The following is a 26,026-nucleotide window of genomic DNA, read 5'->3' on the forward strand; positions in this document are numbered from 1 at the left end:
GCGAGGCAGAGGTGCGTCACGCATCGCCCCGGGCCGACGGCGCGGCCCCGGTTCGACCGTCACGCCGACCTTAGATGCTCGAAGGTGCTCAATCAACGCTTGCATCAAGCAGTTTCGAGCATTTATTTCAGCAGCCGGTCGCCGCCGCCAACGGGCACACTCGGGCACGCGAGCCGCCAACTCGCGCTGGGGACAAGGGACTTCGGCGCCGTTGACATCCCCGAACGCGATCGCTTTACTCTCGGACTACACCGGAGCCACACGCTCCGCGTTCAGAGGCACGCCCAGCCGGTATGCAGGCCCCGCGCCGCAAGCCCGGCCCAAGTCGCCAGGACACCTCGTGCGTCCGAGGCGGGGACGTGCCCGCTTCCCCCTGGAGCTCACGCATGAGCCACCTGAACACCACCCCGCTCAAACTCACCGGCACCGTCATCGGCGCGGTCGCGCTGACCGGCGCCCTGTGCGTCGCGGCGCCCTCGACGCAGGCGGCGACCGTGTCCCTGCCGCCCACGCACGTGGGCTTCGACTACCAGATCGGGGGCGCCTACACGCCGCCCGCCGGCGTCAAGGTCGTCACCCGCGACCACACCGCCTCCCCGGCCGCCGGCCTGTACAACATCTGCTACGTCAACGCCTTCCAGGCGCAGCCGGGCGCGGAGGGCGAGTGGGCGTCGGACCTGCTGCTGCGCGACTCCGCGGGCAAGGTCGTCTACGACGAGGACTGGGGCGAGGCCCTCCTCGACGTCAGTACGGACGCCAAGCGCCAGCGGATCGCCAGCCAGATCGGATCCCAGATCGACGGCTGCCGGGACAAGGGCTTCCAGGCCGTCGAGCCCGACAACTACGACAGCTACAGCCGCTCCGGAAACCGTCTGACGGCGAACAACGCGCAGGCGTTCATCAAGCTGCTCTCCGCCCGTGCCCACGCGGACGGCCTGGCCATCGCCCAGAAGAACACGCCCGAACTGGCCGGCAACCGCACCGCCAACGGCCTCGACTTCGCGGTGGCCGAGGAGTGCGGCCAGTACGACGAATGCGGCGACTACACCAGCGCCTTCGGCAACAACGTGATCGTGATCGAGTACACCAACTCCGGCAAGTCGAAGGCGTGCAAGGGGTGGGGCAGCACGCTGAGCATCGTCCAGCGCGACGTGGCGGTCTCGCCGGCCGGCAGCAGCGGATACGTCCGCAAGACCTGCTAGGGCGCATCCCGCACCGATCACGCCCTCAGGCGTGCCCTGAAACGCGTGTCGGCCTGGGACGGCTCGGCGAGCCGTCCCAGGCCGACATCGCATGATGCTCAATCATGCAGGTTTCCCCGGTGTTTCGCGCACATCCAATCACTGCTTCCCTCTTGACAGCTGCCCGGCACCATCGTTTAACTCCTGGTCAACGCCGTAGTCGAAGCACTCGGCGGCAGAGGTACGCCCAGCCGGTAGCTGACCACGCGCCAGGAGTCCGGACTGAGTCGCCAGGACCCAGGTCGGTGTCCGAGGCGGGGACGTACCCACCATGTTCTGGGGCTTGGACATGATCCGTATCCATGCGACTCCCCGCGGACGACGCGGCAGCGCCCGCACCCGGCCGCCCCTCCCGCTCCGCGCCCGGCCCTGAGCACCGCCCCACGGCGTTCCCGCCGCCCGGGACCGGCCCGCACCCGGACCCACCGGGACCACCCGCCGTCGCCGCGGCCGGAACTCCGTACACCGAACGCATCCCTGACGCACCGCCCATGTCCCACAGCTCCGCACGGGAGGTACCCATGTCCGCGCTCACCCGCAGCGCACAGCCCGAACGCCGCACAGTGCTGCGTGCCGGCGCGGCTCTGGCCACCACGGCGGCCGCGGGCCTGGGGGCCTCCGGCTGCGCCGCGGGCGGCGACGACGGCGTGAGCGCCGACGGCACCGTGACGATCGAGATGTGGCACGGGCAGACCGACACCGGCAAGAAGGCGATGGATGCGCTGGTCGCCTCGTTCGTGCGGAGCCACCCCCGGATCCGGGTGGACGTGGGCGGCGGAGTGCTCGCCGACGCGATGCTCCAGAAGGTGACGGCCGCCCTCGCCGCGGGCTCCTACCCGGACATCGCCTACATCTTCGGTTCCGACCTGGCGAGCGTCGCCCGCAGCCCGCAGGTCGTCGACCTCACCGACATGGTCGGACATGCCGGCACACCCTGGACGAACTACTGGGCGCCGGCCCGCCAGGCCGTGACCGTCAACGGTCAGGTACGCGCCGCGCCCGCCCTGCTGGACTCGCTCGCGGTGGTCTGCAACCGGAAGCTCTTCAAGGAGGCCGGCCTGCCGCTGCCCGAGGCGGACTGGCGCTGGGACGACTTCGTCGCCACCGCCAAGGCGCTCACGGACGTCGGCCGCGGCCGTTTCGGCACCGGCTGGCCCGGCGTCGGCGACGAGGACACCGTCTGGCGCCTTTGGCCCATGATCTGGGATCTCGGCGGGGACGTCGTCGCCGACGACGGCAAGCACATCGGGTTCGCCGACGCCGGCACCCGCGCCCTGGAGGTGGTGGCCGCCCTCGCCCGGGACAAGAGCGTCTACGTCGACCCGAAGCCGGGCAGCGAGCAGATGTACCAGGTCTTCCTGTCCAACCGGATGGGCATGGCCGTCACCGGTCCCTGGCAGCTCCCCGACATCCGGCAGGCCAGGATCGACTATCACGTCGTCCCGCTGCCCACCTTCTCCGGCCGGCCGGTGACCATCAGCGGACCCGACACGTGGACGGTGTTCGACAACGGCGCTGCCCGCAAGAAGGCCGCCCAGACCTTCGTGAGCTGGCTGATGCAGCCGGCGCAGGACGTGCGCTGGGACATCGAGGCGGGCAGCCTCCCGCTCAGCCGCCGCACCCGCGACCTGCCCGCCTGGCAGCACCAGGAGAAGACCACCGAGGGCCTGGAGGTGTTCACCAAGGCACTGGACTCGGCCCGGGTACGCCCCGTGCACGCCGCCTACCCGCAGATCTCGCAGGCCCTCGGACAGGCCGTCGTCGCGGTGCTGCTGGGCCGGAGCAGTCCCGCCCAGGCAGTGCGCTCCTGCGCCGCCGACGCCAACGCCGCACTGCTCATACCCCGCTGAGGAGATCCGCCGTGTCCCGAGTGCCCACCCCGATCACGCTGTCCCGGCCCCCGGACAACGGGCGCACCCTGCGCCGCAGACGGGCCGCCGAGTCCGCGATGGCCTGGACGTTCGTCTCGCCCGCGGTCCTGATCATCCTCGGTCTCAGCGTGGTGCCCATCATCTGGTCGCTGCTGCTGTCCTTCCGGGCCGACGACCTCGTCACACCGAGCCGCTGGGTGGGCCTGGACAACTACCGTGCCCTCGCGCAGGACCCGCACTTCAGCCAGGCGGTGCACAACACCCTGCTCTACACGGCGCTGTACGTGCCGGCGAGCATGGTGGTGGGGCTGCTGCTCGCCCTCGCGCTGAACCGGCGCATACGCTTCGTCGGGCTCTACCGCACCCTGTTCTTCGTGCCGTTCGTGGTCTCCTCCGCCGCGCAGGGCGTGCTGTTCTCGTTCATCCTGGATCCGCAGTTCGGCGCTGCCAACGCGGTACTGCACTACCTCGGCATCCCGGCGCAGGGCTTCCTCAACGATCCTTCCCAGGCGCTGGTCGTGCTGGTCGCGATCAGTCTGTGGAGCGGTACCGGCTTCTGCATGGTCATCTACCTCGCGGCGCTGCAGGACGTGCCGGCCTCGCTGACCGAGGCGGCCCGCCTCGACGGCGCGGGCCGCTTCCAGATCCTGCGGCACGTCACCCTGCCCACGCTCAGGCCCGTCTCGGTGTTCCTGTTGCTGTGGCAGACCATCGAGGCCCTCCAGACGTTCGACCTCGTGTACGTCACCACCAAGGGCGGACCCCTCGGATCCACCACGGTGATCGTCTACTTCATCTGGGAGCAGGCGTTCAAGAACGCCACCGCAGGGTACGGCGCCGCCTCGGCCTACGTACTGGCCGCGGGCCTGGGCCTGATCGGCCTGATCTTCCAGATCGCCCGCCGCCGACTCCAGGGAGCCGCCGCATGACCGCCGTCTCCGCCCCTCCCGAGGCCGCGCAGGCCGCCCCGACCGCCCGGCACGAGACCGGCCGGCGACGCCCGCGGCTGCCGTTCAGCCCCTGGCACCTGCTGCTCGCGCCGATGGCGCTGCTGTTCGCGGTTCCGCTGATCTGGCTGGCGGTCAGCTCGGTGATGAGCAACGCGGAGATCAACCGCTTCCCGCCGGCGCTGTGGCCCTCCCGTCTGGACCTGGGCGGCTACCGCTATGTGCTCGGCAACGCGATGTTCCCGCGCTGGTTCGCCAACTCGTTGCTCGTCAGCTTCGTCACGGTGACCGCGAACCTCGTGCTCGGCACCCTGGGCGGCTACGCGTTCGCGCGGATGCGGTTCGCCGGCTCCCGGCTGCTGCTGGGACTGATGCTGGCCACGATGGCGATCCCGTTCCAGCTGACGATGATTCCCACGTTCCTGGTGATGAAGCAGCTCGGCCTCATCGACACGCTCGGCGCGCTGATCGTGCCGTCCCTCGTCACGCCGTTCTCGGTGTTCCTCCTGCGCCAGTTCTTCCTCTCGCTGCCGCGCGAGCTGGAGGAGGCCGCCTGGATCGACGGCTGCTCACGGCTGCACGTGCTGTGGCGGATCGTGCTCCCGCTGTCCCGGCCGGCCCTCAGCACGGTGGCCGTCCTGACGTTCCTCAGCACCTGGAACGACCTGACCTGGCCGCTGATCGCCATCAACCACGACACCCAGTACACGCTCCAGCTCGGCCTCACGACCTTCCAGGGACAGCACCACACGCAGTGGTCCGCCGTGATGGCCGGGAACGTCATCACCGTGCTGCCGGTCCTGCTCGCCTTCCTCGGCGCGCAGAAGGCGTTCATCCAGTCGATCACCTCCACCGGTCTCAAAGGCTGATCCCGCTCGCCACCCGACACCCCACCCAGGCAGGAACACCTCAGTGCCGCACACCTTCGACGTGTTCGTCACCGGCGACGCCGCCCCTGACGTCATCGCCGGTACGACCGCACAGCCCACGCGGGACGACGTCCTCTCCCGCCCTTCCGAGACCGAGGAAACCCCGGTATGACCACCCCCAAGATCGCCTTCGTCGGCGCAGGCAGCGTCGTCTTCACCCAGGGACTGCTCGCCGACCTCCTCGCGTTCCCCGAACTGAAGTCCGCGCACGTCGCGCTGCACGACATCGACACCGAACGCCTGGCCACCGCGCACGCGGCCGCGCGCCGCATCGCCGACGCGCTCGGCGCCCGCCCGAACGTCACCGCGCACACCGACCGCCGCGAAGCCCTGGCCGACGCCGACTTCGTCATCAACATCGTGCAGATCGGCATGGTCGAGGCCACCCGGACCGACTTCGAGGTCCCGGCCCGCTACGGCGTACGGCAGACGATCGGCGACACCCTCGGCATCGGCGGCATCTTCCGGGCCCTGCGCACGTTTCCCTTCCTGAAGGAGCTGGGGCGGGACATCGCCGAGGTCTGCCCGCAGGCCTGGCTGCTGAACTACACCAACCCCATGGCCATGAACGTGCAGTACCTGACGCAGGCCACCGGCCTGACCCGCGTGGTGGGTCTGTGCCACTCGGTGTACTGGACGATGCGCGACCTCGCCGACCTGGTCAAGGTCCCCTACGAGGAGATCAGTTACCACGCCGCGGGCGTCAACCACCAGGCGTGGGTGCTGCGGTTCGAGCACCAGGGCCGGAGCCTCTACCCGAGGCTGGACGAACTGATCGCCTCCGACGACCAGTTGCGCCGCAGGGTGCGGGTCGACATGTACCGCCGGCTCGGCTACTACCCCACGGAGACCAGCGAGCACTCCTCCGAGTACGTGCCCTGGTATCTGCACCACGACAGCGAGGTGGAGCGGCTGCGGCTGCCGATCGGCGAGTACCTCAAGATCGTCGACGAGAACGTCGCGACGTACGAGAGGACCCGCGACGCGCTGACCGCCGGGACGCCGGTCGCCGTCGAGGGGACGATGGAGTACGCGCCGCAGATCATCCACAGCATGGTGACCGGCACCCCGCGCACGGTCTACGGCAACGTCCCCAACCGGTCCCTGATCGACAACCTGCCGGCGCGCGGGACCGTCGAGGTGCCGTGCCTGGTGGACCCGCTGGGCGTCCAGCCCACCCGCATCGGCTCCCTCCCGCCCCAGCTCGCCGCGCTCAACCGCACCTATCTGAGCGCGAACGACCTGGTGGTGCGGGCGGCCGTCGAGGACGACCCGCGGCACATCAGGCACGCGGCGATGACCGACCCGGCCACGGCCGCGGCCCTGCCGGTCGAGGACATCTGGCGGCTGTGCGACGACATGGTCACCGCCCACGGCGCCCTCCTCCAGCCCGGACTGCGCGCCCTCCTGGGCGCGTGAGCGACCGCGGGCGGTGGGCCGAGACATGTGTCGGCCCACCGCCCGTCCCCCGTGCCGGGTGAACCGCATTCGACGCGTTCGACAGGTCGCCCGGCCGCTGCACGGCCCGCGCCCCGCGGTCCCGTGGGCCCGAACGGGTTCCTCACAACCCGCTTGGCGGGGCCGTGCTCTGTCGTTCCACCAGGTGCGTCGCCAGCTCGATGCGCTGGGCGGCCTTGCCGGACTCCCCGGGGCCGAACAGCATCCGTGACGCCTCCTCGGCCATGCGCCGCAGAGGCTGGTGCACCGTGGTGAGCGGCGGGCTCGACCACTGGGCGAGGGGCACGTCGTCGTAGCCGACGACGGACAGGTCCTGCGGTACCCGCAGTCCTCTGAGCCGGGCCGCCTCCAGCACGCCGAGCGCCTGCAGATCGCTGCCCGCGAAGATCGCCGTGGGCCGGTCCGGCCCGTCCAGCAGGCTCATCGCGTGGTCGAAGCCGCCCTGCACGTGGAAGTCGCCGAACCGCACGAGCCGCGGGTCCGCGTCCAGGGACGCCATCGCCATGGCGGAGCGATACCCGTCGAGGCGCGCACGTGAGCACAGCATGTCCTCCGGTCCTGTGATGATCGCGATCCGCCGGTGGTGCTGTGCCGTGAGATGCCGGGTGGCCGCGAGACCGCCGGCCCAGTTCGCCGAGCCCACCGACGGCACGTCGGGATCGGGATCGCCCGCGGGGTCGACGACGACGAAGGGGACGGCCGCCGACCTGAGCCGCTGCCTGACGTCGCGCGGAAGCGTCGAGAAGACCAGGACGACGCCCAACGGCCGTCGTCTCAGCACTCCTTCGAGCCACTCCGGTCCCGGCGCGTGCCGCGTGCCGCTCACGGTGAGGACCACGGTCGCGTGGTTCTCCCGCGCGACCTGCTCCACCCCCTTGACCAGTTCCATCGCCCAGATGCTCTCCAGCTCGTGGAAGACCAGCTCGAGAAGTGCGGGCCGGGCTGGATTCCGGGGGCGGCGACGGTAGCCGTGGGCCTCCAGTGCTCGCTCGACCTTGGCCCTGGTCACCCGGGAGACGTCTGAACGACCGTTGACCACCTTCGAAACTGTCGGCAGCGAAACGCCCGCAACTCTCGCCACCTCGGCAAGGGTCACCTTGCTGCCGATCCTGCCGTCCTCGCCCATGTTCGCAGGATACAGGCGCGCAACGCCCGTAACGGTTTGGACGTGTGCGTGCATGACTGTTGACCGAGCCTCAGGCCTGTCCTAATGTCCCCAGCGCATTGACTTTCGGTAATGAGGCCGAAACTTTCGAAGGGCTCCAACGATGAAGACACGCGCGCGCTTGCCCAGACTGGTCGCCTGTGGTGCGACGCTCGCCCTGGCGCTCCCGCTGGCCGCCTGCGGCAACGGCAACGGCCAGTCGTCGAGCGACGGCAAGATCCACGTTCTGGTCTACGGGGACGCCAGCAACAAGGTCGAGAAGCAGATAGTCAGCACGTTCAACAAGATGTCCGACGTCAAGGCCGTCCTCGACACCATCCCCGGCGCCGACTACCAGCAGAAGCTCCAGACGATCATCAACACCCCGCAGGCCCCGGACATCTTCTTCAACTGGGGCGGCGGCAGTATCCACCCGTTCGTCAAGGCCGATCTGCTGCTCCCGCTGGACGGTTTCATCGCGAAGAACCCGGACCTGAAGTCGAAGTTCCTGCCCTCGGTCTTCAACAGCGCGGTGGTCGACGGCAAGCCGTACGGCGTCCCGATGCGTGGCACGCAGCCCGTCCTGCTGTTCCACAACAAGAAGGTCCTCAAGGACGCGGGGGTCACGCCGCCCCAGACCTGGGACGAACTGCTCGACGCGGTCAAGAAGCTCAAGGCCCAGGGTGTCACCCCGATCGCCCTGGGCGGCGGCGACAGGTGGCCGACCCTGATGTGGTTCGAGTACCTCTACGACCGCATCGCCGGACCGGGCCTGTTCCAGAAGGCACTCGACGGCGACAAGTCGGCCTGGGAGAGCGCCGACAGCAAGAAGGCGCTGAGCATGCTCAAGGACCTGGTGGACGCCGGCGCCTTCGGCAAGAACTACGACTCGGTGAAGTACACCAACGGCGCCTCACCGGCACTCGTCGCCTCCGGCAAGGCCGGCTTCGAGCTCATGGGTTCGTGGTACTACGCCCAGCAGCAGACGGACGCCAAGAGCTTCGCGGAGAAGGACCTCGGCTACACGGCGTTCCCGACCGTTCCCGGCGGCAAGGGCGACCCCGCCGACGTCGTCGGAAACACCAACAACTTCTACTCGGTACTGCGCAAGACCAAGTATCCCGACGCCGCCGCCAAGTTCCTGAAGCTCATGTACTCCGACGAGTTCGTGAAGGCGCAGCTGGCCATCGGCAACCTGCCGACGACCACGAACACCGAGTCCTTCCTCGACTCCTCGGCCAACCCGGACTACTCGCACTTCCAGTACAACCTGGTCGCCAAGGCTCCGGCGTTCCAGCTCTCCTGGGACCAGGCGTATCCGCCGGCCGCCGGGACCCCCATCCAGCAGGCCGTGCAGCAGTTCTTCGACGGCCAGATCGACGCGGACGGCTTCATCAAGGCCATGCAGGCACTTCCGGGTGAATGAACGGCTCATGACTACACAGATCACGAGCACCCCGCCCGCCGCCAGGTCCCTCAAGGTGGCCCGGCGGCGGGCGGGCGGCTCGTCAACGGCAAACGTGGCGCGACCCGGCTTCGGCTGGGCACTTCCCGCCGCCCTGTTCTTCGCTGTCTTCGCGATCGTTCCGCTGATCATGGTCGCGGTGCTGTCCTTCACGACCTGGAACGGGCTGGGGTCGCCCCAGTTCGTCGGCATGGACAACTGGTCACGTCTCGTGGACGACCCCGTGATGCTCAAGAGCATCTGGGTGACCCTGCTCCTGACCGCCCTCGGCATCCTCATCCAGACCCCCCTCAGCATTCTGCTGGGGGTCTGGGCCGCCGGCTACCAGCGCAATCGCGCCGTGCTGTCCGTCATCTACTTCATCCCGCTGCTGCTGTCCGGCACCGCCGTCTCCGTTCTCTGGCGGGCCCTGCTCGACCCCAACTTCGGCATCCCCGCCGACGCAGGCTGGCTGTTCGGTGACGGGAACCTGTTCGGCAAGCAGGCCACGGCCATCGGGGTCCTGGCCTTCGTGAGCACCTGGCAGTTCACTCCCTTCCACACCCTGATCTACCAAGGCGCGGCCCGGGCCGTCCCACAGGTGCTCTACCAGGCCGCGGAGATCGACGGGGCGGGCCGCTACCGGCAGTTCTTCCACATCACGCTGCCGCAGCTGCGCAACTCGATGATCACCTCGATGATTCTGATGACCGTCGGCGGTCTGACCACCTTCGAGACGGTCCTCATCCTCACGCAGGGCGGCCCCGGCACCGACACGACCATCAGCGCCTACTACATGTACGAGAAGGCCTTCAAGGAGTTCGACTTCGGCACCGGTGCCGCCATCGCCCTCACCCTGGTCGTGGCCTCCACCGTCATCTCGCTCGTCGTCGTCCGCGTGTCGGGCTACGACAAGATGCGCAGCACCATGGAGGGCGTGTCATGAGGCGCCGTCCCAACTACGTCGCCGGTGTCGGCTCCGCCGTCTGGCTGTTCCTGGTCGGACTGCCGCTGTACGTGATGATCGCCGCGACGCTGCGCACGCGCGGCGACTACGCGGCGAACGGTCCGGTGTCGGTGCCCGACACCTTCACCTTCGACAACTACCTCAACGCGTTCGACACCGGCTTCGGCCGGTACTTCCTCAACACGATCGCCGTCACGGCGGCCGTGGCCGGCCTGGTGCTGGTCCTGGTGCCGCCGCTCGCGTACGCCATCGTCCGCAGCCGCTCCAAGGTGACCTCGCTGATCTTCCGCCTGTTCCTGCTGGGACTCGCCATTCCGGCCCAGGCCGTCATCGTGCCGATGTTCTACCTCATCAGCAAAGCGGGGCTGTACGACAACCTGCTCGGCGTCATCCTGCCGACAGCGGCGTTCTGCCTTCCGATGTCGGCCCTGATCCTCAGCGGCACCATGCGGGACATCTCTCCCGAACTGTTCGAGGCCATGGCGGTGGACGGAGCGACTCCACGGCGCATGTTCTTCCAGCTGGTCGTACCGCTCTCGCGCGGCGGCCTCTCCACGATCATCGTCTTCTCGGCGCTCCAGGCATGGAACGGGTTCCTCTTCCCGCTGGTGCTGACCCAGTCCGACTCGACCAAGGTGATCACGCTGGGTCTTTACAACTTCCAGACCGAACACGGCATCGACATCCCCGGCCTGCTCGGCGCCGTGATGCTGTCCATGGTGCCCGTCCTGCTCGTCTACCTGTTCGCCCGTCGCGCCCTGGTCCAGGGCCTGATGGGCGTCGGAGGAAAGTGACCGCCACGTGGCTGTAGAGACCTCCCACCCGGCCCCCGTGTGGAACGACCCGTCCCGCCCCCTCGCCACCAGAGTGGCGGCCCTGATCGCGGCAATGACCCTGGAGGAGAAGACGGCCCAGCTGTACGGCGTGTGGGTCGGCGCCTCCGCCGAGGGCGACGAGGTGGCCCCCCATCAGCACGACATGGAGGAAGCGGTCGATCTCGAGGCGTTGATGCCCGCCGGACTGGGTCAGCTGACCCGGCCCTTCGGCACCGCTCCCGTCGACCCCGCCCTCGGGGCCCTCTCCCTGCAACGCACCCAGGCCCGCATCGTCTCGGCGAACCGCTTCGGGATCCCCGCGCTCGCGCACGAGGAGTGCCTCGCCGGCTTCGCGGCCTGGGGTGCCACCGCCTACCCCGTCCCGCTGTCCTGGGGCGCCACGTTCGACCCCGACGCGGTGCGCCGCATGGCCGCGGCCATCGGCCATGACATGCGCTCCGTCGGTATCCACCAGGGGCTCGCGCCGGTCCTCGACGTGGTGCGCGACGCCCGCTGGGGGCGCGTGGAGGAGACGATCGGCGAGGACCCGTACCTCGTGGGCACCGTCGGGACGGCCTACGTGCAGGGGCTGGAGTCGGCGGGGATCATCGCGACCCTCAAGCACTTCGTCGGCTACTCCGCGTCCCGCGCGGGACGCAACCTCGCGCCCGCCGCGATCGGGCCCCGCGAACGCGCCGACGTCCTGCTGCCTCCGTTCGAGATGGCCGTCCGCGAGGGCGGCGCCCGCGCCGTCATGCACGCCTACAACGACAACGACGGTGTACCCGCCGCCGCCGACCGGCAGTTGCTGACCGGCCTGCTCCGTGACACCTGGGGCTTCGACGGAACGGTCGTCGCCGACTACTTCGGCATCGCCTTCCTGAAGACCCTCCACGGTGTGGCGGCGGACTGGGCGGACGCGGCGAACACCGCCCTCGCGGCGGGCGTCGACGTCGAACTGCCCAGCGTCAAGACCTTCGGTGCGCCACTCGTCCAGGCCGTCAAGGACGGCCGGATCCCGGAGTCCCTCGTCGACGGTGCCCTCAGCCGGGTTCTGCGTCAGAAGGCCGAGCTCGGCATGTTGGACCCCGACTGGGACCCGGTGCCGGCCGCCCTGCGCGGCACCGATCCCGACGACCCGGAGGCCCTGCGCGGCAAGGTCGACCTGGATCCTCCCGCGAACCGCGAACTGGCACGTGAGCTGGCCGAGAAGGCCGTGGTCCTGCTCAGCAACGCCGACGGCGTGCTGCCGCTGACCGCGCCGCGCCGGATCGCCCTCGTCGGCCCCAACGCGGCGGAGGCCACAGCCGTACTGGGCTGCTATTCGTTCCCCATGCACGTCGGCGTCCAGCACCCGAGCGCCCCCGTCGGCATCGACCTGCCCACCCTCCACGACACCCTGACGGCCGAGTTCCCCGACGCGGCCGTCACCGTCGCCCGCGGCACCGGCATCGACGACGGCGACCTCTCCGGGATCGACGCGGCGGTGGACGCGGCCCGGAACGCGGACGTCGTCATCGCCGTCCTGGGCGACCGAGCGGGCCTGTTCGGCCGCGGCACCAGCGGCGAGGGCTGCGACACGGAATCACTCACCCTGCCCGGCGCCCAGCAGCAACTCCTGGACGCACTGCTCGACTCCGGGCGTCCGGTCGTCACCGTCCTCCTCGCGGGCCGGCCCTACGCCCTCGGTCGTGCGGTGGACGAGTCCGCGGCGATCGTCCAGTCGTTCTTCCCGGGAGCCGAGGGCACCCGGGCGATCGCCGGCGTGCTCAGCGGCCGAACCAACCCCTCCGGGCGTCTGCCCGTCAGCGTGCCCCGCAGCGCCGGGGCCCAGCCGACCACCTACCTCGGCGCCCGCCTGGCCCAGGCCAGTGACGTCTCCAACATCGACCCGACCCCGGCGTTCGGTTTCGGTCACGGCCTCGGCTACACGACCTTCACCTGGAGCGATCTCACGGTCGGAACCCGGCAGGCCTCGACCGAGGGCGAGTTCGCCATCGCCTTCACCCTCGGCAACTCCGGCGAGCGGACCGGGACCGAAGTCGTCCAGCTCTACCTCCACGACCCGACGGCGTCCGTCGTCCAGCCGGTGCAACGCCTCGTCGGCTACAGCAGGGTGTCCCTCGCGCCGGGCGAGACCCGTCGTATCGAGGTCACCGTTCCCGCCGACGTCGCGTCCTTCACCGGCCGCGACGGCCGGCGCATCGTGGAGCCGGGCGACCTGGAACTCCGCCTGGCGTCGTCGAGCACGACCGCGCACCTGACGACGACGGTCACTCTCACCGGCCCCGTCCGTACCGTGGACGAGACCCGGCGATTCCACGCCACCTTCGTCCAGCAGGCCCCGGGCGAGGAGTAGCCGGAGATCACGGGGCCGGGGCATCGACCCGGCGCAGCCGGGGGTCACCGCCATCTGGGTGACCGACGCGCCGCGGCCACGACCGCGGCGGAACGCTCGGCCGGAGTCCTCCGGCCGAGCGTTCCGCGCGTGAGCCTGTTCGGCTCTGCTGCCACTGGGCGGCAGGGCCCGTGGCCGGGCCGCGGGGACGGTCAGGCCGCCGGCGCGAAGGCCGTGATGGCGTCGGCGAGGTCGTCCGGGGCTTCCAGCGGGATCAGGTGACCGCTGTGCCGGACGACCGTGAGGTCGGCCCGGGAGAGGTAGGGCACCAGGTTGCCGCGGAGCACGTCGACGGGTTCGACCTGGTCGTGCTCTCCGGCGACCACGAGGGCGGGAACGCCGACCATGCGCGTCTGCTCGGTGATGTCCTGCGCGATGCCGCGCAGCGGCCACTCGGCGCGGGCGGCGTCGGTGGTGCTCAGCGAGTCGGTCACGATCCGCGCCCCGACCTCGGCGGGCAGCCCGGTCGCGGTGAGGATGTGATCCCGCGCCCAGGCCACGGACTCGGCGGAGTCGTAGGCGTGCGACAGGGCTTCCTGGTACTCGGGGGTGATCTGCGCGGCGGGCCTGGCCGGGCCGGAGCCGACGAGGACGATGCCACGCAGGCCGACGGGCCGGGTGGCCGCGACCAGCTGCGCGACCTTGCCCCCCATCGAATGCCCCACCAGGACGTAGTCGGTGACCCCCGCATCGGCGACCACGGCGAGCGTGTCGTCGGCGAGCCGACCGAGCGAGTAGGGGCCGGGCAGCGCGCTCGACCGACTCCACCCGCGGAAGTCGACGGTGAGCACGCCACGGCCCGCCAGGCGGTCGACGACGAGATCCCAGGTGCGGGCAGAACCACCCCAGTAGTGCAGGAACACCAGCGTCGGCCCGGCTCCCGGCCGATGGTCGTAAGTGGGCAGAAGTGACTGCTGCATCGTGTTCATGATCTGTCTTTCGGTCGGTGTTCCGAGTGAATGGCCCTTGCATTCATTGAAGCCTCCGCACTCGGACGGGGCATCGGCGCGACTGGTCGCCCGATGGTGGAAACTGGACACGTGAGTGTGATCCGGCAGATGACCTACCAGCCCGCGGAGCGCCCCGGCGCCGCGGTCGAGACGATGACGTTCGACCGCCTTCGCGAGCTCAACGACGGCGGCACGCAGCGCGCCGACTTCCATGTCCTCGCCCTCCTCGACGCCGGATCCGGCTCGGTCACGGTCGACTTCCTCCGCCATCCGCTCGAAGAGCGGTCCGCGGTGTGGATTCCCCCCGGCGCGGTGCACCGCTGGGACGACGTCGCCGGCGTCGCGGGGCACCTCGTGCTGTTCGTGCCGACCGCGCCGGTCACCCACGCCACCCGGGAGCTCGTCGCCTCCCCGGATCTCGCCGCGCACTGGCGTGTCCCCGACGCCGACTGGCCGTTCGTCGCCACGGCCCGCGACCATCTCCTCGTCGAGGCGTCCGCGCCACCTGAGAACTTCTCGGCGGAGCTGCCGCAGATCCTGCTCTCCGCGCTCGTCGCCCGGCTGCGGCCGACCCACTCCGACGCGGGATCCCTCCCCCCGCTCTTCCTGTCGTTCCGCTCCGACGTCGAAGCGCACTTTCGCGAGCACCACGACGCGGGCTACTACGCCCGCGCTCTGGGATACGCGCCCCGCACCCTGTCACGTGCGGTGCAGCAGGTCACCGGCCGCACCGCCAAGGCGTATCTCGTCGACCGGATCGTCCTGGAAGCCAAGCGACTCCTCGCGCACGACCGCCTCACCGCGGCCCGCTGCGCCGCCGTGCTCGGCTTCCCCGACGCCTCCAACTTCTCGGTCTTCTTCCGGCAGGCGACGGGTACACGCCCGGGCGCGTGGCAGGCGGCGGCAGCGGTCACGGAGCGCTGATCCCGGCAGGCGCACGGTCGGCGGCGCCGTCCGCAGCCCACCGCGGCCAGGGAACGCGCGTCGCGTCCCACCGCGCAGGGACCGTCCCGATCTGGCTAGGCTGGTCCACGTGACGCGGGCCCCCGCACCGGCGGCTCGTGACCCGCGCAAGGGCGAACGCGGAGCCCACCGGCCCGGACGCGATCCGGCCCTGCCGACTGCGGCTGTGCTGATGGGCGTGGCGCTCTCCGCGGCGCTCCGGTTGCAGGAGGTGTTCCAGCAGCATTCCCGCCGAACCAGCTGATCGCCGAACGACGGGGCCAGTGCCATGGGGATACCGGACGAGGCATCCGCGGACCGCGGTGCAGCGCGTCGACGCATGGGGCAGCTGCGACTCGACGAGGATCGCGCCATCCTGGACGCACTGTTCAACCAGTCACCGATGGGCGTGGCCGTGTTCGACACCCGCCTGCGCCTCGTACGGGCGAACCCCGCACTCGAACGGATCCACGGGATTCCCAACGCCCAGCTGCTCGGCCACCGGATCAGCGAGTTCCTGACCGGTATAGACACCGACGAGATCGAGAGCCGACTCACCAAGGTCCTGGAGACAGGCCTGCCCGTCATCGGCACGGAGCTCCGCGGACGTACACCCGCCGACCCCGGCAGGGAGCACGTCTGGATGACGTCGTCGTTCGCGCTGACCGGCCCGGACGGCAACACCTGGGGCGTCACCGACATGATCACCGATATCACCGAGCGCCACCGGTCCCGCGAGCACCTGGCCCTGCTCGACGAAGCGGCCACCCGCATCGGGACGACGCTCGATGTCAGGCGCACGGCCCAGGAACTCGCCGACGTACTCGTGCCGCGCGTTGCCGATCTCACGACGATCGACCTTCTGGTCGGCGTGGCGGAAGGCGCGGAGCCGCGGCCTCCGCGGGCGTGGCCGGTCGCGCTCCGTCTCACCGCGCGCAAGGTTGCCCGTCCGGAGATCGCCGACGGGCTCCGGCAGCTCGGAGAAGTCCAGGAGTTCCCCGCAAGCTCACCCCACGCCCAGGCCCTCGCCACCGGGCATCCCCAGTTGCTGCCCGTCATCGACGCCGACGCCGACTGGATCCGGAACTCTTCCGATCCCAGAACCCGGACCCTGCTGACACGTGGGACCCACTCCATGATGGTGGTGCCCCTGCGCGCCAGGGACACCGTCCTGGGGGTGGCCCACCTGTACCGCGCCACGACCCGACCGGACGCCTTCGAACCCGACGACCTGATCCTCGTACAGGAACTGGCGACCCGTGCCGCGGTCTGCGTGGACAACGCCCGCCGGTACACGGGCGAGCGCGCTGCCGCCGTCACCCTCCAACGGAGCATGCTCCCCCGCAGCGTCGCGGACCAGAGCGCCGTCGAGGTCGCGCACCACTACCGGCCGGCACGCGCACAGGCCGGGGTGAGCGGCTGCTGGTTCGACGTGATCCCGCTGTCCGGCGCCCGCGTGGCCCTCGCCGTCGGCGACATTCCCGGCACAGGTATCGAGGCGGCCGCCTGCATGGGCCAGATCTGCTCGGCGGTCCGCACCCTCGCGCAACTGGACCTCGCCCCCGACGAGGTACTGGCCCGCCTCGACGACATGGTTCCGCGCCTGGTCGAACGCGAACACTCCACGGGTTCCGCGCCCATCCTGGAGAAGCTGATCGGCGCCACCTGCCTGTACGCGGTCTACGACCCGGTTTCCCGCCGCTGCGTCATGGCGAGCGCCGGGCACCCCCCGCCCGTCGTCATCGATCCGGACGGCCCGGTCCGCATCGCCGAACTCCCGTCCAACCAACCACTGGGACAGGACGACCCCGTCTTCGAGCCCCACGAAATGGAACTCGCCAAGGGAAGCATTTTCGCGCTGTACACCCGAAGCCTCCTCGACGCCGTCAACGCCGACCGTACGTTGGAGGAGCGGCTCCGCGCCGTCGTCGGGCAGTCCCGCAGTTCGCCGGATTCCCTCTGCCGGGCCGTCGTCGGCACGGTCACCCCGCACCTGGCCGCCGAGGACGACCTGGCGCTGCTCGTCGCGCGCACCCGCTCGCTCGACGCCGCCGACGTCGCCACCTGGGACCTGCCGTGCGACCCCGCCGCCGTCGCCGGCACCCGGGCCCTCGCCCTGCGCCAGGTCCGCCAGTGGGGTCTGCAGGACCTGGCGTTCAGCACGGAGCTCATCATCAGCGAACTGGTCACCAACGCCATCCGCTACGGCACCCCGCCGATCCGCCTCCGGCTCATCCGCGACCGGATGCTGATCATCGCCGTCAGCGACGCCAGCAGCACCTCCCCGCACATCCGCAGGGCCGCCACCACCGACGAAGGCGGACGCGGACTCTTCCTCGTCGCCCAGTGCTCGCGCCGCTGGGGCACTCGATACCACCCCACCGGCAAGACCATCTGGGCAGAACAGTCCCTCGCCGACGTCACCCCCGCCGTGCCGGCCATGACAGGGGCGAACCACAGGACCTGAGGAGCGAGCAGACGCTCCCGTCCACCGCGCCGTCCAGACCGGCCGACCTGATCAGCGAACCGATCGGCGGCTCCGGCGAGTTCAGCACCTGGCGGAACGACCGCCACGTCCTGCGCCGCCCCCATGGGGTCTTGGTTCCCGTCGCCGCGAAGTCGGAGCCGTCGGCTCACCCGCCCCAGTCGTGGCCCCGGTCGCTGCTCCCGCGGCGGTCGTGTCGGCGCCCCGGCGCGACAAGCGGATAACTCATCCGGATGTGCTAGCGTCCCACTAACCGGATGACCAATCCGCTTATCTGTCACGTGGAGGAGCGCATGACGAAGACAGCTGTGATCACGGCCGGTACGGGCGGCATCGGCCTGGAGACCGCGCTGGGGCTGGCAGCCGCCGGGTTCGCGGTCACCGTGGTGGGGCGCGACGCCGGACGTGGAGCCGCGGCGGTCGAGCGGATCAACGCGACGCAACCGGCGCGTCCCGGCCGGTTCCTCGCCGCCGACCTCGCCTCCCTCGACCAGGTGCGGGCGCTCGCCGACCGGATGGCGGACGATCACGCCACCACCGGGGAACCGCTGACCGTCCTGGTCAACAATGTCGGCGCGATGTTCGCGCGGCGCCAGGACCGGGACGGCGTCGAGGCGTCGTTCCTCGTCAACCACCTCTCGCCGTACCTGCTGACGGAGCTGCTGCTGCCCACGCTGACAGCGGGGGCGCCGAGCAGGATCGTGAACGTGACCTCGGGCGCGGTCGCCGTCGCCAAGCGGGTGTTCGAGGAGGTCGAGCCGCCCGGCGGCTACTACGGCTTCCACTGGTACGGACGGGCCAAGCTCGCCAACCTCGCCTACACGCTCGACCTGGCCGCCCGGCTCGAGGCCACCGGTGTCTCGGTCCTCGCCGCGGACCCCGGCGGCGCCGCGACCGACATGACCGACGGCACCCTGACCGACCCGAGGATCGTCTCCCCCTCCCTGCGGCTGCTGTGGCCGCTGGTACGCCGCACGTTCGAACGCTCCACGTCCGGTCCCGCCTCCGCGGCCGCGAGGCCCTCGATCGTCGCCGCCACGGACCCCGCTCTGACGGGCCGGACCGGCGTCGTCATCGGGCCCAGGGCGCGTCCGGTGGCACCGTTCCGTGCGGCGACCGACCCGCGCCTCGTCCAGGCCGTACGTCGGCTCAGCCAAGCCCATGCCCCCACGACGGCGGCGACGGGCGCATGAACGCCCGCCGGCGCGCGCCGACCGGCGATTCGTCCACCGCGCCTTGTCCACAGGCTGATCACACGAGGAGACGACCATGACCGACCCAGTCCCGTCCTACGCCCGCACCGTCCGCGGCGCCGGCCCCGCCCTCCTCCTCGCACACGGTGCGGGCGGCGGCATCGAGGCGAACTTCGGGCCGATCATCGAAGGACTCGCCGCGCGGCACACCGTCGTCGGGGTCGACTACCCGGGCTCCGGGCGGACCTCCACCACGCCCGAGCCCCTGGAACTCGACGCCCTGGCGGACCAGCTCGTCGCCGCGGCCGACGCCGAGGGGATCGACAGGTTCGCCCTCTGCGGATACTCCCTCGGCGGCGCTGTCGCGGTCCGAGCCGCCGTCCGCCGCCCGCACCGGGTCACGTCACTCGTGCTGAGCACGTCCTTCGCCCGCCTGGACACCCGCACCGACCTGGCCGTCGGGATCTGGCACCAGCTCTACGCATCCGGCGAGCACCTCCTGCTCGCCCGGTACCTCACCCACCTGACCGTGAGCGCGCCGGTGCTGAACTCCCTGACCCCGAACCAGCTGCGCGCGGCCGCCGAGCAGACAGCCTCGACCCTGCCGTCCGGCACCGGTGCGCAGGTCGACCTGGTCCGCCGGACCGACGTCCGCGCCGACCTCGAAGCGGTCGCGGCCCCGACCCTCGTCGTCCTCACCACCGCCGACCCCCTGATCCCGGCCGCCCTCCAGATGGAGCCGGCCGAGGCCGTACCCGGGGCGCGGACCGCGCAGCTCGCCACCGGCCACCTGCCGTTCCTGGAGCGGCCGGACGAGTGGCTGCAGATCATCACCGGCTTCCTCGGCCGGCCGCACGACCGTCCCTGACGCGGGGGGGGCGGGCCGGACGGTCCGCCCACCCCCGGCGTAGCCACCCCACCCCGGAACCCCGCATATGATCGAACGTCCAACCGCGAATCGAGACGAGTGACCGGACGGTCCACGATGGCCACACAGCTGCGCAAGGATGCCGCCCTCAACTGGGAACGGATCGTCGCCGTCGCCCGCGATCTCGTCGACCGGGGCACCGCACTGCAGCTCAACGACGTCGCCCGCCGGGCGGGCCTTGGAGTGGGCACCGTCTACCGGCACTTCACGACCCCCGAAGCCCTCCTGGAGACCGTCGCCACCCCCTGTCTGGAGAGCCTCGCCGCACACGGTCAGCACGCGCTGGCCGACACCGACTCATGGCACGCGCTGGTGGACTTCCTGTCCCGCGTGGTCGAGGCGCAGGTCACCGATCCGGCCCTGGCCCCGGTCGCCGGGGCGGCCACGGACACCTTGCCCCGCACCACCGAACTCAAGGAGTCACTCGCATCGGTGGGCGCCGAACTCCTCGACCGGGCCCGCGCATCCGGAGCGGTCCGCTCCGACCTCGACGCCGGCGACCTCGTCCCGCTCATGTGCGGCATCGCCCACGCCGTGCACATCCACGGCGGCACACGGGCCGACCGGATCTCCACCGGGCAGCGTTACCTCGCCATGCTGCTCGAAGGCATGCGCCACACGTCACCGGGCGCGTAGGCCGCCGTTCCCCCCTGGTCCCGGCGGCCGCACCGCACCCGCGGGTCCGCGGACCGACGACCGGCGGACGCACCCGGCATCGGTGAGACCTCACGGCACGGAGGTGCCCCGCGCGGAGGCCCGGAAGGCGCCCGGCGTCATGCCGACCCGTCGGCGGAAGAACTTGGTGAAGACCGTGGCGCCCGGGAAGCCCAGCCGGTCCCCGACCGCCGTGGCGGACAGGTCGGTGTGCACCAGCAGGCGCTTGGCCTCCAGCAGGACACGGTCGTCGATGTAACCCTTGGCTCCGCGACCGGCAGCGGCACGGGTCGCCCGGGTGAGAGTGCGGACGCTGTAGCTGAGCTCCGTCGCGTAGTCCTCCACGCGGTGGTTGCGGGTGTAGTCGCGCTCCACGGCCTGGCGAAAGCGACGGAAGACCTCGTCGCCGGCCGCGGCGTCCCCCCGGGCGCCGGGCACGTGGGACAGGCGAAGCAGGAGCACGGCGAGCAGGTGCCGGAGCACTTCGACACGCACCTCCAGCGGCAGGTCGCGAGTGGCACGGAACTCGCTCTCCAGGAGGTCCAGGATGGCGCGCAGGGCAGTCGCGGCGGAGGCGTCGGGCACCAGCGGTCCCTGCCCCGGGTAGCGGTCCAGACCGGCGGCCTCGGCGGTGGCGGCCCCCACGAAGCCGGGATCGACCATGATCACGACGCCGTCGGCCGCGGTGAGGTCGGAACGGAACTGGTGGATCTGGCCGGGCCGGGCCCACATCCAGGCACCTTCGGACAGTTCCTCGTCGGCGAAGTCCAGCGCATAGCGCAGGACACCGCTGCGCACGGTGATCAGTTCGTGGAACGCCACCCGGACCGGGGAGTACGGGTCGACGTCATGGGACGCGGCCCGTGCGACGAGGGCACGGAAGTCGAACACCTCCACCCCCGGTGGGGCTCCCACCGACGGGATGTAAGGCACCTCGGTGACGTCACGCTGTCCGTTTGTGTCCATGGTCTGTCCTCAGCGTAACGCGTTGCCCTGGTTCTTCCTGTCTAGCGTGGAGCGCGAGGAGACGGCGGCGTCTGAAACAGTCCACGGACGCATCGTCCCCCGTCCCCGGACCGGGCAGTCGCCCGGGGGTACCCGACGAAGGAGACGAGCGTGCGGTTGGTGGTAGCCATGACGGGTGCGACGGGTGCCGTGTTCGGCGTGCGGCTGTTGCAGCACCTGGCCGAGCTGCCCTCGGTGGAGACCCACCTGGTGCTCAGCCGGTGGGCGCGTACCACGATCGAGCTGGAGACCGGGCTCACGGTGCGGGAGGTCACCGCCCTCGCCGACGAGGTGTACGCCCCCGAGGACCAGGGCGCCCGGATCTCCTCCGGTTCCTTCCGCACCGGCGGCATGGTCATCGCGCCGTGCTCCATGAAGACCGTGGCGGGCATCCGGGCGGGGTACGCCGAGGGACTGGTGGGCCGGGCGGCCGACGTGGTCCTCAAGGAGCGCGGCCGGCTCGTCCTGGTGGCCCGGGAGACGCCGCTGAGCGACATCCACCTGGAGAACATGCTGGCGCTGTCCCGCATGGGCGTGACGATCATGCCGCCCGTGCCGGCCTTCTACAACCACCCCGAGTCGGTCGACGACATCGTCGACCACATCACCGCCCGCATCCTCGACCAGTTCGACCTGCCGTCGCCCGCTGCCGAGCGGTGGGCGGGGATGCGCGCCGCCCGCGCCGCCCGTGCGGCACGCCCGAGTGCCTGAACAGAGCATCACCACACCACCCAAGGACCGCCCATGGCCTACGACGACCTCCGCAGCTTCCTCGGCACGCTCGACAAGGAGGGCCAACTCCTGCGCATCACCGAGGAGGTGATGCCCGAGCCCGACATCGCGGCCGCCGCGAACGCCGTGACCCGCCTGGGCGACGCCGCGCCCGCACTGTACTTCGACAATGTCACGGGCTTCACCGACGCCCGCATAGCGATGAACGTCCACGGCTCGTGGGCCAACCACGCCCTCGCGCTGGGGCTGCCGAAGGAGACCGGCACCCGGGACCAGGTGACCGAGTTCATCCGCCGCTGGGAGAAGTTCCCGGTGCCGCCCGAGTGGCGGGAAGACCCCCCGTGGGCCGAGAACACCCTGGACGGCGAGGACGCCGACATCTTCCGGGTGCTGCCACTGATCCGGCTCAACGACGGTGACGGCGGCTTCTACATCGACAAGGCGGCGGTCGTCTCCCGGGACCCCGACGATCCCGAGCACAGCGGCAAGCAGAACGTCGGCATCTACCGCATCGAGGTCAAAGGCCCGCGCCGGCTCGCCCTGCAGCCGGTGCCCGTGCACGACCTCGCCCTCCAGCTGCGCGCGGCGGAGGAGCGCGGCGAGGACCTGCCCGTCGCCATCACGCTCGGCAACGACCCGGTCATCTCCATCGTCGCCTCGACCCCGATGAAGTACGAGGAGAACGAGTACGAGATGGCGGGCGCGCTGCGCGGTGTCCCGGCCCCGGTCGCGCGGGCCCCGCTGACCGGGCTGCCGGTGCCATGGGGCAGCGAGGTGGTCATCGAGGGTGTCGTCGAGGGCCGCGAGCGGGAGATCGAGGGCCCCTTCGGCGAGTTCACCGGGCACTACTCAGGCGGGCGCAGCCTGCCCGTCGTAAGGATCGACCGGATCTCCCACCGGACCGGCCCGGTCTTCGAGCACCTCTACCTCGGCAAGCCGTGGACCGAGATCGACTACCTGATGGCGGCCAACACCTGCGTGCCGATCCACCAGCAGCTGACGAAGGACTTCCCCGAGGTGCAGGCGGTCAACGCCATGTACACGCACGGTCTGGTGGTCATCGTCTCGACCCGCAAGCGCTACGGCGGCTTCGCGCGGGCGGTCGGCATGCGCGTGCTGACGACACCGCACGGCCTGGGCTACGCGGCGACGGTCATCGTGGTCGACGAGGACGTCGACCCGTTCAACCTGCCGCAGGTCATGTGGGCGCTGTCGACGAAGATGAACCCGGCCCGGGACCTGATCAGGATCCCCGGTCTGTCCGTCGTGGAACTGGCCCCGCAGGCCGACACCCCCGGCATGGTCGACAAGCTGATCATCGACGCCACCACGCCCGCCGCCCCCGACCGGCGCGGCCACTACAGCACCCCGGTCCGCGATCTGCCGGAGGCCGCCGCCTGGCTCGACCGGCTCCGGCAGCTCGCCGCCGGCCGCTGACACCCCACCGGCTCCGTCGACCCGCGGAACAACTCCCGCCCCATGGAAGGAAGTGCCACCATGGCCGACTCCGTGATCTGCCCCCGCTGCGCGCATACGGCCGTCGAGCGCGTCTTCACCTCGCCCGTACCCGGCGTATGGGAGGTGCTGCACTGCGGACAGTGCCTGTACATGTGGCGCACCAGCGAACCGGCCCGTCGGACCCGCCGCGAGGCATACCCGCCGGAGTTCCGGCTGACCCCGGAGGACATCGCCCGCACCACCGAAGTCCCCTCCGTCCCGCCCCTCCGCCCCCGCGGCTGAGCTGGGCCGCGGCCGGTCTCGCCGCGAAGGCCACGAGGGCCTACGAGGGCCTACGAGGGCCTACGAGGGCCTACGAGGGCCTACGAGGGCCTACGAAAACGAACCGCGAAGACATGGAGCCCGGCGGTCCGTTCCCGTGCGTGCGTCCCGTACTCCTGGATCAGCGGGCGAGGCCGTACCGGTTGCGATCGAACGCGTAGGGGGCGAACCCGAGGTTGTCCTTGCACCCCAGGTTCTCCCAGGTCTTGTCGTTGGTGACCGGGTCGGTTCCCGTCAGGCGGTACTTGCAGGCGCCCTTGATGAACTGGCCCGCGATCCCGCCCGGGAAATCGATCTCCTTGTTCCACAGGTACGGGGACTGGTAGTTGTTCACCCGCGCCGTCGCGTTGACGTCGATCCCACCCGGCGCGTAGATCTCGTAGACCCAGCCGGCCTTCTCGGCCCCGTAGGTGGCGAACCTCTTCGCCACCGATGCGTCACAGGTCGTGCTGAGGTGGGCGCTCTGCTGCCCTCCCCCCTTCACGATGTACTCCGCGAGGGGCGTGACCTGGTCCCCGCGCGGGGTGAATCCGGTCCGGAAGATCTCGTCCACGGTTTCCCTGGTGTCGCCGCGCCACAGGGTGTTGACGTCGTTGCGCCACCGCCAGCGCTCGCTGACCGCCGTACCGGCGACGGTGGAGGCGATCTGCGGCTGGGTGGTGGTGCGCCACCAGTCCCCCGCGCGGTAGTCCGCGACCGGGCCGCACGGAGCGGTGGTCTCGTCGTCGACGGCAGGTGCCGCCGCGGCGGACGGTGTGACGGCGGCGTACGACAGGAGAGTGGCGGCGAGGACCCGGAGGGCAGCCTTCAGCATGATGTGACGACCCATTCAAACGACGTGGGGGCGGGTGACACCCCCTTGTCTACCGACATGTCAGGTGTCGATGACAGCGGTCATGCCGGTGTCCCACCCACACGGCGGAACAGTCTTACCGGAGAAAGGGTTCGCCAGAAGGGCATGGACCGCGGACATGCCAGGCCGTTCAGTGGCCTGGCCGACTCGACCGCGCCGTCCGGCCGCAGGAGGGCGGGTGGGGAGAGCCGGGTCCGCCGCGGTGCCCGCGTTGGCTGCTGCCCTCGCCCCTCCCCCTGACGACCCGCCCGCGGAGTCCCGGCGCCACTGTCACGTCCGGCGCGCGGAGGTCAGGAAGTCTGCTCGTCGCGGACACCGACGTGACCGGCACGGCACTCTCGGACCGCTTCTGCCAGCGCCCACACCGCGGCCCGCGCCTGCTCCCGGTCCTGGCCCCGGTCGACGACCTCCAGCGTCTCGGCCGCCGCCAGACGCACGGACAGCGGCAGGTCGTCGAAAGCGGCGCACTGGTACGCGACGGTGCGACGGGCCTTCCGTTCCGCGGCACTTACCCCGTCGGCAGCCAGCGGGAAGACTGCCGCCTCGTACAGCATGATCCCCCGCAGAACCGCATCCGCCGATGCCTCGGACCTGCCGTCGCCCACGATCCGTTTCAGGAAGTCCTGCGTCTGCAGGCGGCACATCGAGATCGTGACCCTCGAGCCCAGGCACACCACGGACATGCCCACGAGCATCCCGGCGCCCGCGCCTGCCCAACCGCCCAGCCGAAGCCCGGCATACCCACCGGCCGATCCCGCGCACGCGATCAACAGCGTCAATGCCGCGAACAGACGGGCGCGGAGCGGGACTCTCATACCCACGAGTATGCCCACCCGGGGAGCGCCGCGGTCCATCGGTGCCGCACAGCGGCAGACCCGGGGCACGGCCGTCGGCGTAAATCCCTGCCGAGGCGACGCCGATGCCGTACGGTAAGGACACCGACGCGGGGTGGAGCAGCTCGGTAGCTCGCTGGGCTCATAACCCAGAGGTCGCGTGGTTCAAATCCCGCCCCCGCTACGACCGTTCGGCCCCTCCGCGATCCTGCGGAGGGGCCGAACGCATCCAGCGGCGATCACCGACGCGCACTTCCCGTGCCGGCCCCGGACCGCAGCCCTGCCTCCGGTGGTCCGAAGTCGGCCCTGCGCAAGGCGGGCTGGGCCTTCGCCCCCTCCGACTGGGACCTCCCGGCCACCACCCCCCCGCCGACGGGCTGTTGCACTGCACTGCGCACCCCATCAAGCTCATCCAGGCGATCGCGGGTTGATCCCGGTGGAACGACGTGGCCGACCTC

23 protein-coding genes and 1 tRNA gene are annotated in these 26,026 nt (G+C 70.7%); 19 read left to right on the forward strand and 5 right to left on the reverse strand.

Annotated elements, in window-relative coordinates; translation table 11 throughout:
- Positions 1-386 precede the first annotated feature (386 nt).
- The 6 genes from AB0472_RS25645 to AB0472_RS25670 all read left to right on the forward strand — a co-directional run bounded on the left by AB0472_RS25645 (position 387) and on the right by AB0472_RS25670 (position 6,407).
- Positions 387-1,202, forward strand: coding sequence for an endo alpha-1,4 polygalactosaminidase (locus AB0472_RS25645; RefSeq protein WP_366359355.1), 816 nt, complete (start codon positions 387-389; stop codon positions 1,200-1,202).
- A gap of 560 nt (positions 1,203-1,762) precedes the next feature.
- Positions 1,763-3,091, forward strand: a complete 1,329-nt coding sequence (locus AB0472_RS25650; protein ID WP_366359357.1) for an ABC transporter substrate-binding protein — start codon at positions 1,763-1,765, stop codon at positions 3,089-3,091.
- An 11-nt stretch (positions 3,092-3,102) separates the two neighbouring features.
- A complete protein-coding gene (locus tag AB0472_RS25655; RefSeq protein WP_366359359.1) occupies positions 3,103-4,041 on the forward strand; it encodes a sugar ABC transporter permease in 939 nt (312 codons plus the stop codon).
- Complete coding sequence (locus tag AB0472_RS25660; protein ID WP_366359361.1) at positions 4,038-4,928, forward strand: carbohydrate ABC transporter permease; 891 nt, start codon at positions 4,038-4,040, stop codon at positions 4,926-4,928. The genes AB0472_RS25655 and AB0472_RS25660 overlap by 4 nt, the downstream gene beginning before the upstream one ends.
- Positions 4,929-4,971: 43 nt before the next feature.
- The gene (locus tag AB0472_RS25665) at positions 4,972-5,100 is read left to right on the forward strand and encodes a hypothetical protein (RefSeq protein ID WP_366359363.1); all 129 of its coding nucleotides are present in this window, start codon (positions 4,972-4,974) and stop codon (positions 5,098-5,100) included.
- A complete protein-coding gene (locus tag AB0472_RS25670; RefSeq protein ID WP_366359365.1) occupies positions 5,097-6,407 on the forward strand; it encodes an alpha-glucosidase/alpha-galactosidase in 1,311 nt (436 codons plus the stop codon). Before AB0472_RS25665 ends, AB0472_RS25670 begins: the two co-directional genes overlap by 4 nt.
- Positions 6,408-6,549: 142 nt before the next feature.
- Here the strand turns inward: AB0472_RS25670 and AB0472_RS25675 are convergent, their stop codons facing one another.
- Positions 6,550-7,572, reverse strand: a complete 1,023-nt coding sequence (locus tag AB0472_RS25675; protein ID WP_366359367.1) for a LacI family DNA-binding transcriptional regulator — start codon at positions 7,570-7,572, stop codon at positions 6,550-6,552.
- 142 nt (positions 7,573-7,714) lie between these two features.
- On the opposite strand from AB0472_RS25675, the gene AB0472_RS25680 reads away from it, so the two are divergent.
- Genes AB0472_RS25680 through AB0472_RS25695 form a run of 4 tightly spaced genes read left to right on the forward strand, consistent with a single transcriptional unit; the run spans position 7,715 to position 13,175 of the window.
- Complete coding sequence (locus AB0472_RS25680) at positions 7,715-9,016, forward strand: extracellular solute-binding protein (RefSeq protein WP_366359369.1); 1,302 nt, start codon at positions 7,715-7,717, stop codon at positions 9,014-9,016.
- Positions 9,017-9,023: 7 nt separating this feature from the next.
- Positions 9,024-9,980: a sugar ABC transporter permease gene (locus AB0472_RS25685; RefSeq protein WP_366359371.1), complete on the forward strand. Its 957-nt coding sequence runs from the start codon at positions 9,024-9,026 to the stop codon at positions 9,978-9,980.
- Positions 9,977-10,795: a carbohydrate ABC transporter permease gene (locus AB0472_RS25690; protein ID WP_366359373.1), complete on the forward strand. Its 819-nt coding sequence runs from the start codon at positions 9,977-9,979 to the stop codon at positions 10,793-10,795. Before AB0472_RS25685 ends, AB0472_RS25690 begins: the two co-directional genes overlap by 4 nt.
- Before the next feature lie 7 nt (positions 10,796-10,802).
- On the forward strand, positions 10,803-13,175 hold the full coding sequence (locus AB0472_RS25695) for a glycoside hydrolase family 3 N-terminal domain-containing protein (protein ID WP_366359375.1): 2,373 nt from the start codon (positions 10,803-10,805) through the stop codon (positions 13,173-13,175).
- Between the two features lie 191 nt (positions 13,176-13,366).
- Here AB0472_RS25695 and AB0472_RS25700 read toward each other — a convergent pair whose 3' ends face one another.
- On the reverse strand, positions 13,367-14,143 hold the full coding sequence (locus AB0472_RS25700) for an alpha/beta hydrolase (RefSeq protein WP_366359377.1): 777 nt from the start codon (positions 14,141-14,143) through the stop codon (positions 13,367-13,369).
- A gap of 93 nt (positions 14,144-14,236) precedes the next feature.
- Here AB0472_RS25700 and AB0472_RS25705 point away from each other — a divergent pair, with 93 nt between their 5' ends.
- The 5 genes from AB0472_RS25705 to AB0472_RS25725 all read left to right on the forward strand — a co-directional run bounded on the left by AB0472_RS25705 (position 14,237) and on the right by AB0472_RS25725 (position 20,348).
- Positions 14,237-15,088: a helix-turn-helix transcriptional regulator gene (locus tag AB0472_RS25705; RefSeq protein ID WP_366359379.1), complete on the forward strand. Its 852-nt coding sequence runs from the start codon at positions 14,237-14,239 to the stop codon at positions 15,086-15,088.
- A gap of 358 nt (positions 15,089-15,446) precedes the next feature.
- The gene (locus tag AB0472_RS25710) at positions 15,447-17,573 is read left to right on the forward strand and encodes a SpoIIE family protein phosphatase (RefSeq protein ID WP_366359381.1); all 2,127 of its coding nucleotides are present in this window, start codon (positions 15,447-15,449) and stop codon (positions 17,571-17,573) included.
- A gap of 311 nt (positions 17,574-17,884) precedes the next feature.
- Positions 17,885-18,784 carry an SDR family NAD(P)-dependent oxidoreductase gene (locus AB0472_RS25715; protein ID WP_366359383.1) on the forward strand — a complete coding sequence of 300 codons (900 nt, stop codon included), beginning with the start codon at positions 17,885-17,887 and terminating at the stop codon, positions 18,782-18,784.
- A gap of 76 nt (positions 18,785-18,860) precedes the next feature.
- The gene (locus tag AB0472_RS25720) at positions 18,861-19,652 is read left to right on the forward strand and encodes an alpha/beta fold hydrolase (protein WP_366359385.1); all 792 of its coding nucleotides are present in this window, start codon (positions 18,861-18,863) and stop codon (positions 19,650-19,652) included.
- A 117-nt stretch (positions 19,653-19,769) separates the two neighbouring features.
- Positions 19,770-20,348: a helix-turn-helix domain-containing protein gene (locus tag AB0472_RS25725; protein ID WP_366359387.1), complete on the forward strand. Its 579-nt coding sequence runs from the start codon at positions 19,770-19,772 to the stop codon at positions 20,346-20,348.
- Positions 20,349-20,438: 90 nt separating this feature from the next.
- On the opposite strand, the gene AB0472_RS25730 is transcribed toward AB0472_RS25725, so the two are convergent.
- Positions 20,439-21,332 carry an AraC family transcriptional regulator gene (locus AB0472_RS25730; RefSeq protein ID WP_366359389.1) on the reverse strand — a complete coding sequence of 298 codons (894 nt, stop codon included), beginning with the start codon at positions 21,330-21,332 and terminating at the stop codon, positions 20,439-20,441.
- A 150-nt stretch (positions 21,333-21,482) separates the two neighbouring features.
- Here AB0472_RS25730 and AB0472_RS25735 point away from each other — a divergent pair, with 150 nt between their 5' ends.
- The 3 genes from AB0472_RS25735 to AB0472_RS25745 are packed head-to-tail and all read left to right on the forward strand — an operon-like array spanning position 21,483 to position 23,843.
- A complete protein-coding gene (locus tag AB0472_RS25735; protein ID WP_366359391.1) occupies positions 21,483-22,082 on the forward strand; it encodes a non-oxidative hydroxyarylic acid decarboxylases subunit B in 600 nt (199 codons plus the stop codon).
- A gap of 33 nt (positions 22,083-22,115) precedes the next feature.
- Positions 22,116-23,540, forward strand: a complete 1,425-nt coding sequence (locus AB0472_RS25740; protein ID WP_366359393.1) for a non-oxidative hydroxyarylic acid decarboxylases subunit C — start codon at positions 22,116-22,118, stop codon at positions 23,538-23,540.
- Positions 23,541-23,600: 60 nt separating this feature from the next.
- Positions 23,601-23,843: a non-oxidative hydroxyarylic acid decarboxylases subunit D gene (locus AB0472_RS25745; RefSeq protein ID WP_366359395.1), complete on the forward strand. Its 243-nt coding sequence runs from the start codon at positions 23,601-23,603 to the stop codon at positions 23,841-23,843.
- A 160-nt stretch (positions 23,844-24,003) separates the two neighbouring features.
- On the opposite strand, the gene AB0472_RS25750 is transcribed toward AB0472_RS25745, so the two are convergent.
- Positions 24,004-24,696, reverse strand: coding sequence for a hypothetical protein (locus tag AB0472_RS25750; protein ID WP_366359397.1), 693 nt, complete (start codon positions 24,694-24,696; stop codon positions 24,004-24,006).
- A 329-nt stretch (positions 24,697-25,025) separates the two neighbouring features.
- Entirely contained in the window at positions 25,026-25,550 is a 525-nt protein-coding gene (locus tag AB0472_RS25755; protein WP_366359399.1) for a hypothetical protein, read from the reverse strand.
- A 127-nt stretch (positions 25,551-25,677) separates the two neighbouring features.
- On the opposite strand from AB0472_RS25755, the gene AB0472_RS25760 reads away from it, so the two are divergent.
- A tRNA-Met gene (locus AB0472_RS25760) sits at positions 25,678-25,752 on the forward strand.
- The last annotated feature ends 274 nt before the right edge of the window (positions 25,753-26,026 follow it).

The sequence above is a fragment of the Streptomyces sp. NPDC086777 genome (assembly GCF_040702065.1).
Classification (GTDB): domain Bacteria; phylum Actinomycetota; class Actinomycetes; order Streptomycetales; family Streptomycetaceae; genus Streptomyces.

Bases quoted from the DNA above. Each gene is read 5' to 3' on its own strand.
- AB0472_RS25705 (WP_366359379.1), top strand. From the start codon at position 14,237: ATGGTGGAAACTGGACACGTGAGTGTGATCCGGCAGATGACCTACCAG.
- AB0472_RS25725 (WP_366359387.1), top strand. From the start codon at position 19,770: ATGGCCACACAGCTGCGCAAGGATGCCGCCCTCAACTGGGAACGGATC.
- AB0472_RS25650 (WP_366359357.1), top strand. From the start codon at position 1,763: ATGTCCGCGCTCACCCGCAGCGCACAGCCCGAACGCCGCACAGTGCTG.
- AB0472_RS25710 (WP_366359381.1), top strand. From the start codon at position 15,447: ATGGGGCAGCTGCGACTCGACGAGGATCGCGCCATCCTGGACGCACTG.
- AB0472_RS25755 (WP_366359399.1), bottom strand. From the start codon at position 25,550: ATGAGAGTCCCGCTCCGCGCCCGTCTGTTCGCGGCATTGACGCTGTTG.
- AB0472_RS25740 (WP_366359393.1), top strand. From the start codon at position 22,116: ATGGCCTACGACGACCTCCGCAGCTTCCTCGGCACGCTCGACAAGGAG.
- AB0472_RS25690 (WP_366359373.1), top strand. From the start codon at position 9,977: ATGAGGCGCCGTCCCAACTACGTCGCCGGTGTCGGCTCCGCCGTCTGG.
- AB0472_RS25750 (WP_366359397.1), bottom strand. From the start codon at position 24,696: ATGCTGAAGGCTGCCCTCCGGGTCCTCGCCGCCACTCTCCTGTCGTAC.
- AB0472_RS25680 (WP_366359369.1), top strand. From the start codon at position 7,715: ATGAAGACACGCGCGCGCTTGCCCAGACTGGTCGCCTGTGGTGCGACG.
- AB0472_RS25670 (WP_366359365.1), top strand. From the start codon at position 5,097: ATGACCACCCCCAAGATCGCCTTCGTCGGCGCAGGCAGCGTCGTCTTC.
- AB0472_RS25685 (WP_366359371.1), top strand. From the start codon at position 9,024: ATGACTACACAGATCACGAGCACCCCGCCCGCCGCCAGGTCCCTCAAG.
- AB0472_RS25720 (WP_366359385.1), top strand. From the start codon at position 18,861: ATGACCGACCCAGTCCCGTCCTACGCCCGCACCGTCCGCGGCGCCGGC.
- AB0472_RS25700 (WP_366359377.1), bottom strand. From the start codon at position 14,143: ATGAACACGATGCAGCAGTCACTTCTGCCCACTTACGACCATCGGCCG.
- AB0472_RS25675 (WP_366359367.1), bottom strand. From the start codon at position 7,572: ATGGGCGAGGACGGCAGGATCGGCAGCAAGGTGACCCTTGCCGAGGTG.
- AB0472_RS25715 (WP_366359383.1), top strand. From the start codon at position 17,885: ATGACGAAGACAGCTGTGATCACGGCCGGTACGGGCGGCATCGGCCTG.
- AB0472_RS25745 (WP_366359395.1), top strand. From the start codon at position 23,601: ATGGCCGACTCCGTGATCTGCCCCCGCTGCGCGCATACGGCCGTCGAG.
- AB0472_RS25660 (WP_366359361.1), top strand. From the start codon at position 4,038: ATGACCGCCGTCTCCGCCCCTCCCGAGGCCGCGCAGGCCGCCCCGACC.
- AB0472_RS25730 (WP_366359389.1), bottom strand. From the start codon at position 21,332: ATGGACACAAACGGACAGCGTGACGTCACCGAGGTGCCTTACATCCCG.
- AB0472_RS25645 (WP_366359355.1), top strand. From the start codon at position 387: ATGAGCCACCTGAACACCACCCCGCTCAAACTCACCGGCACCGTCATC.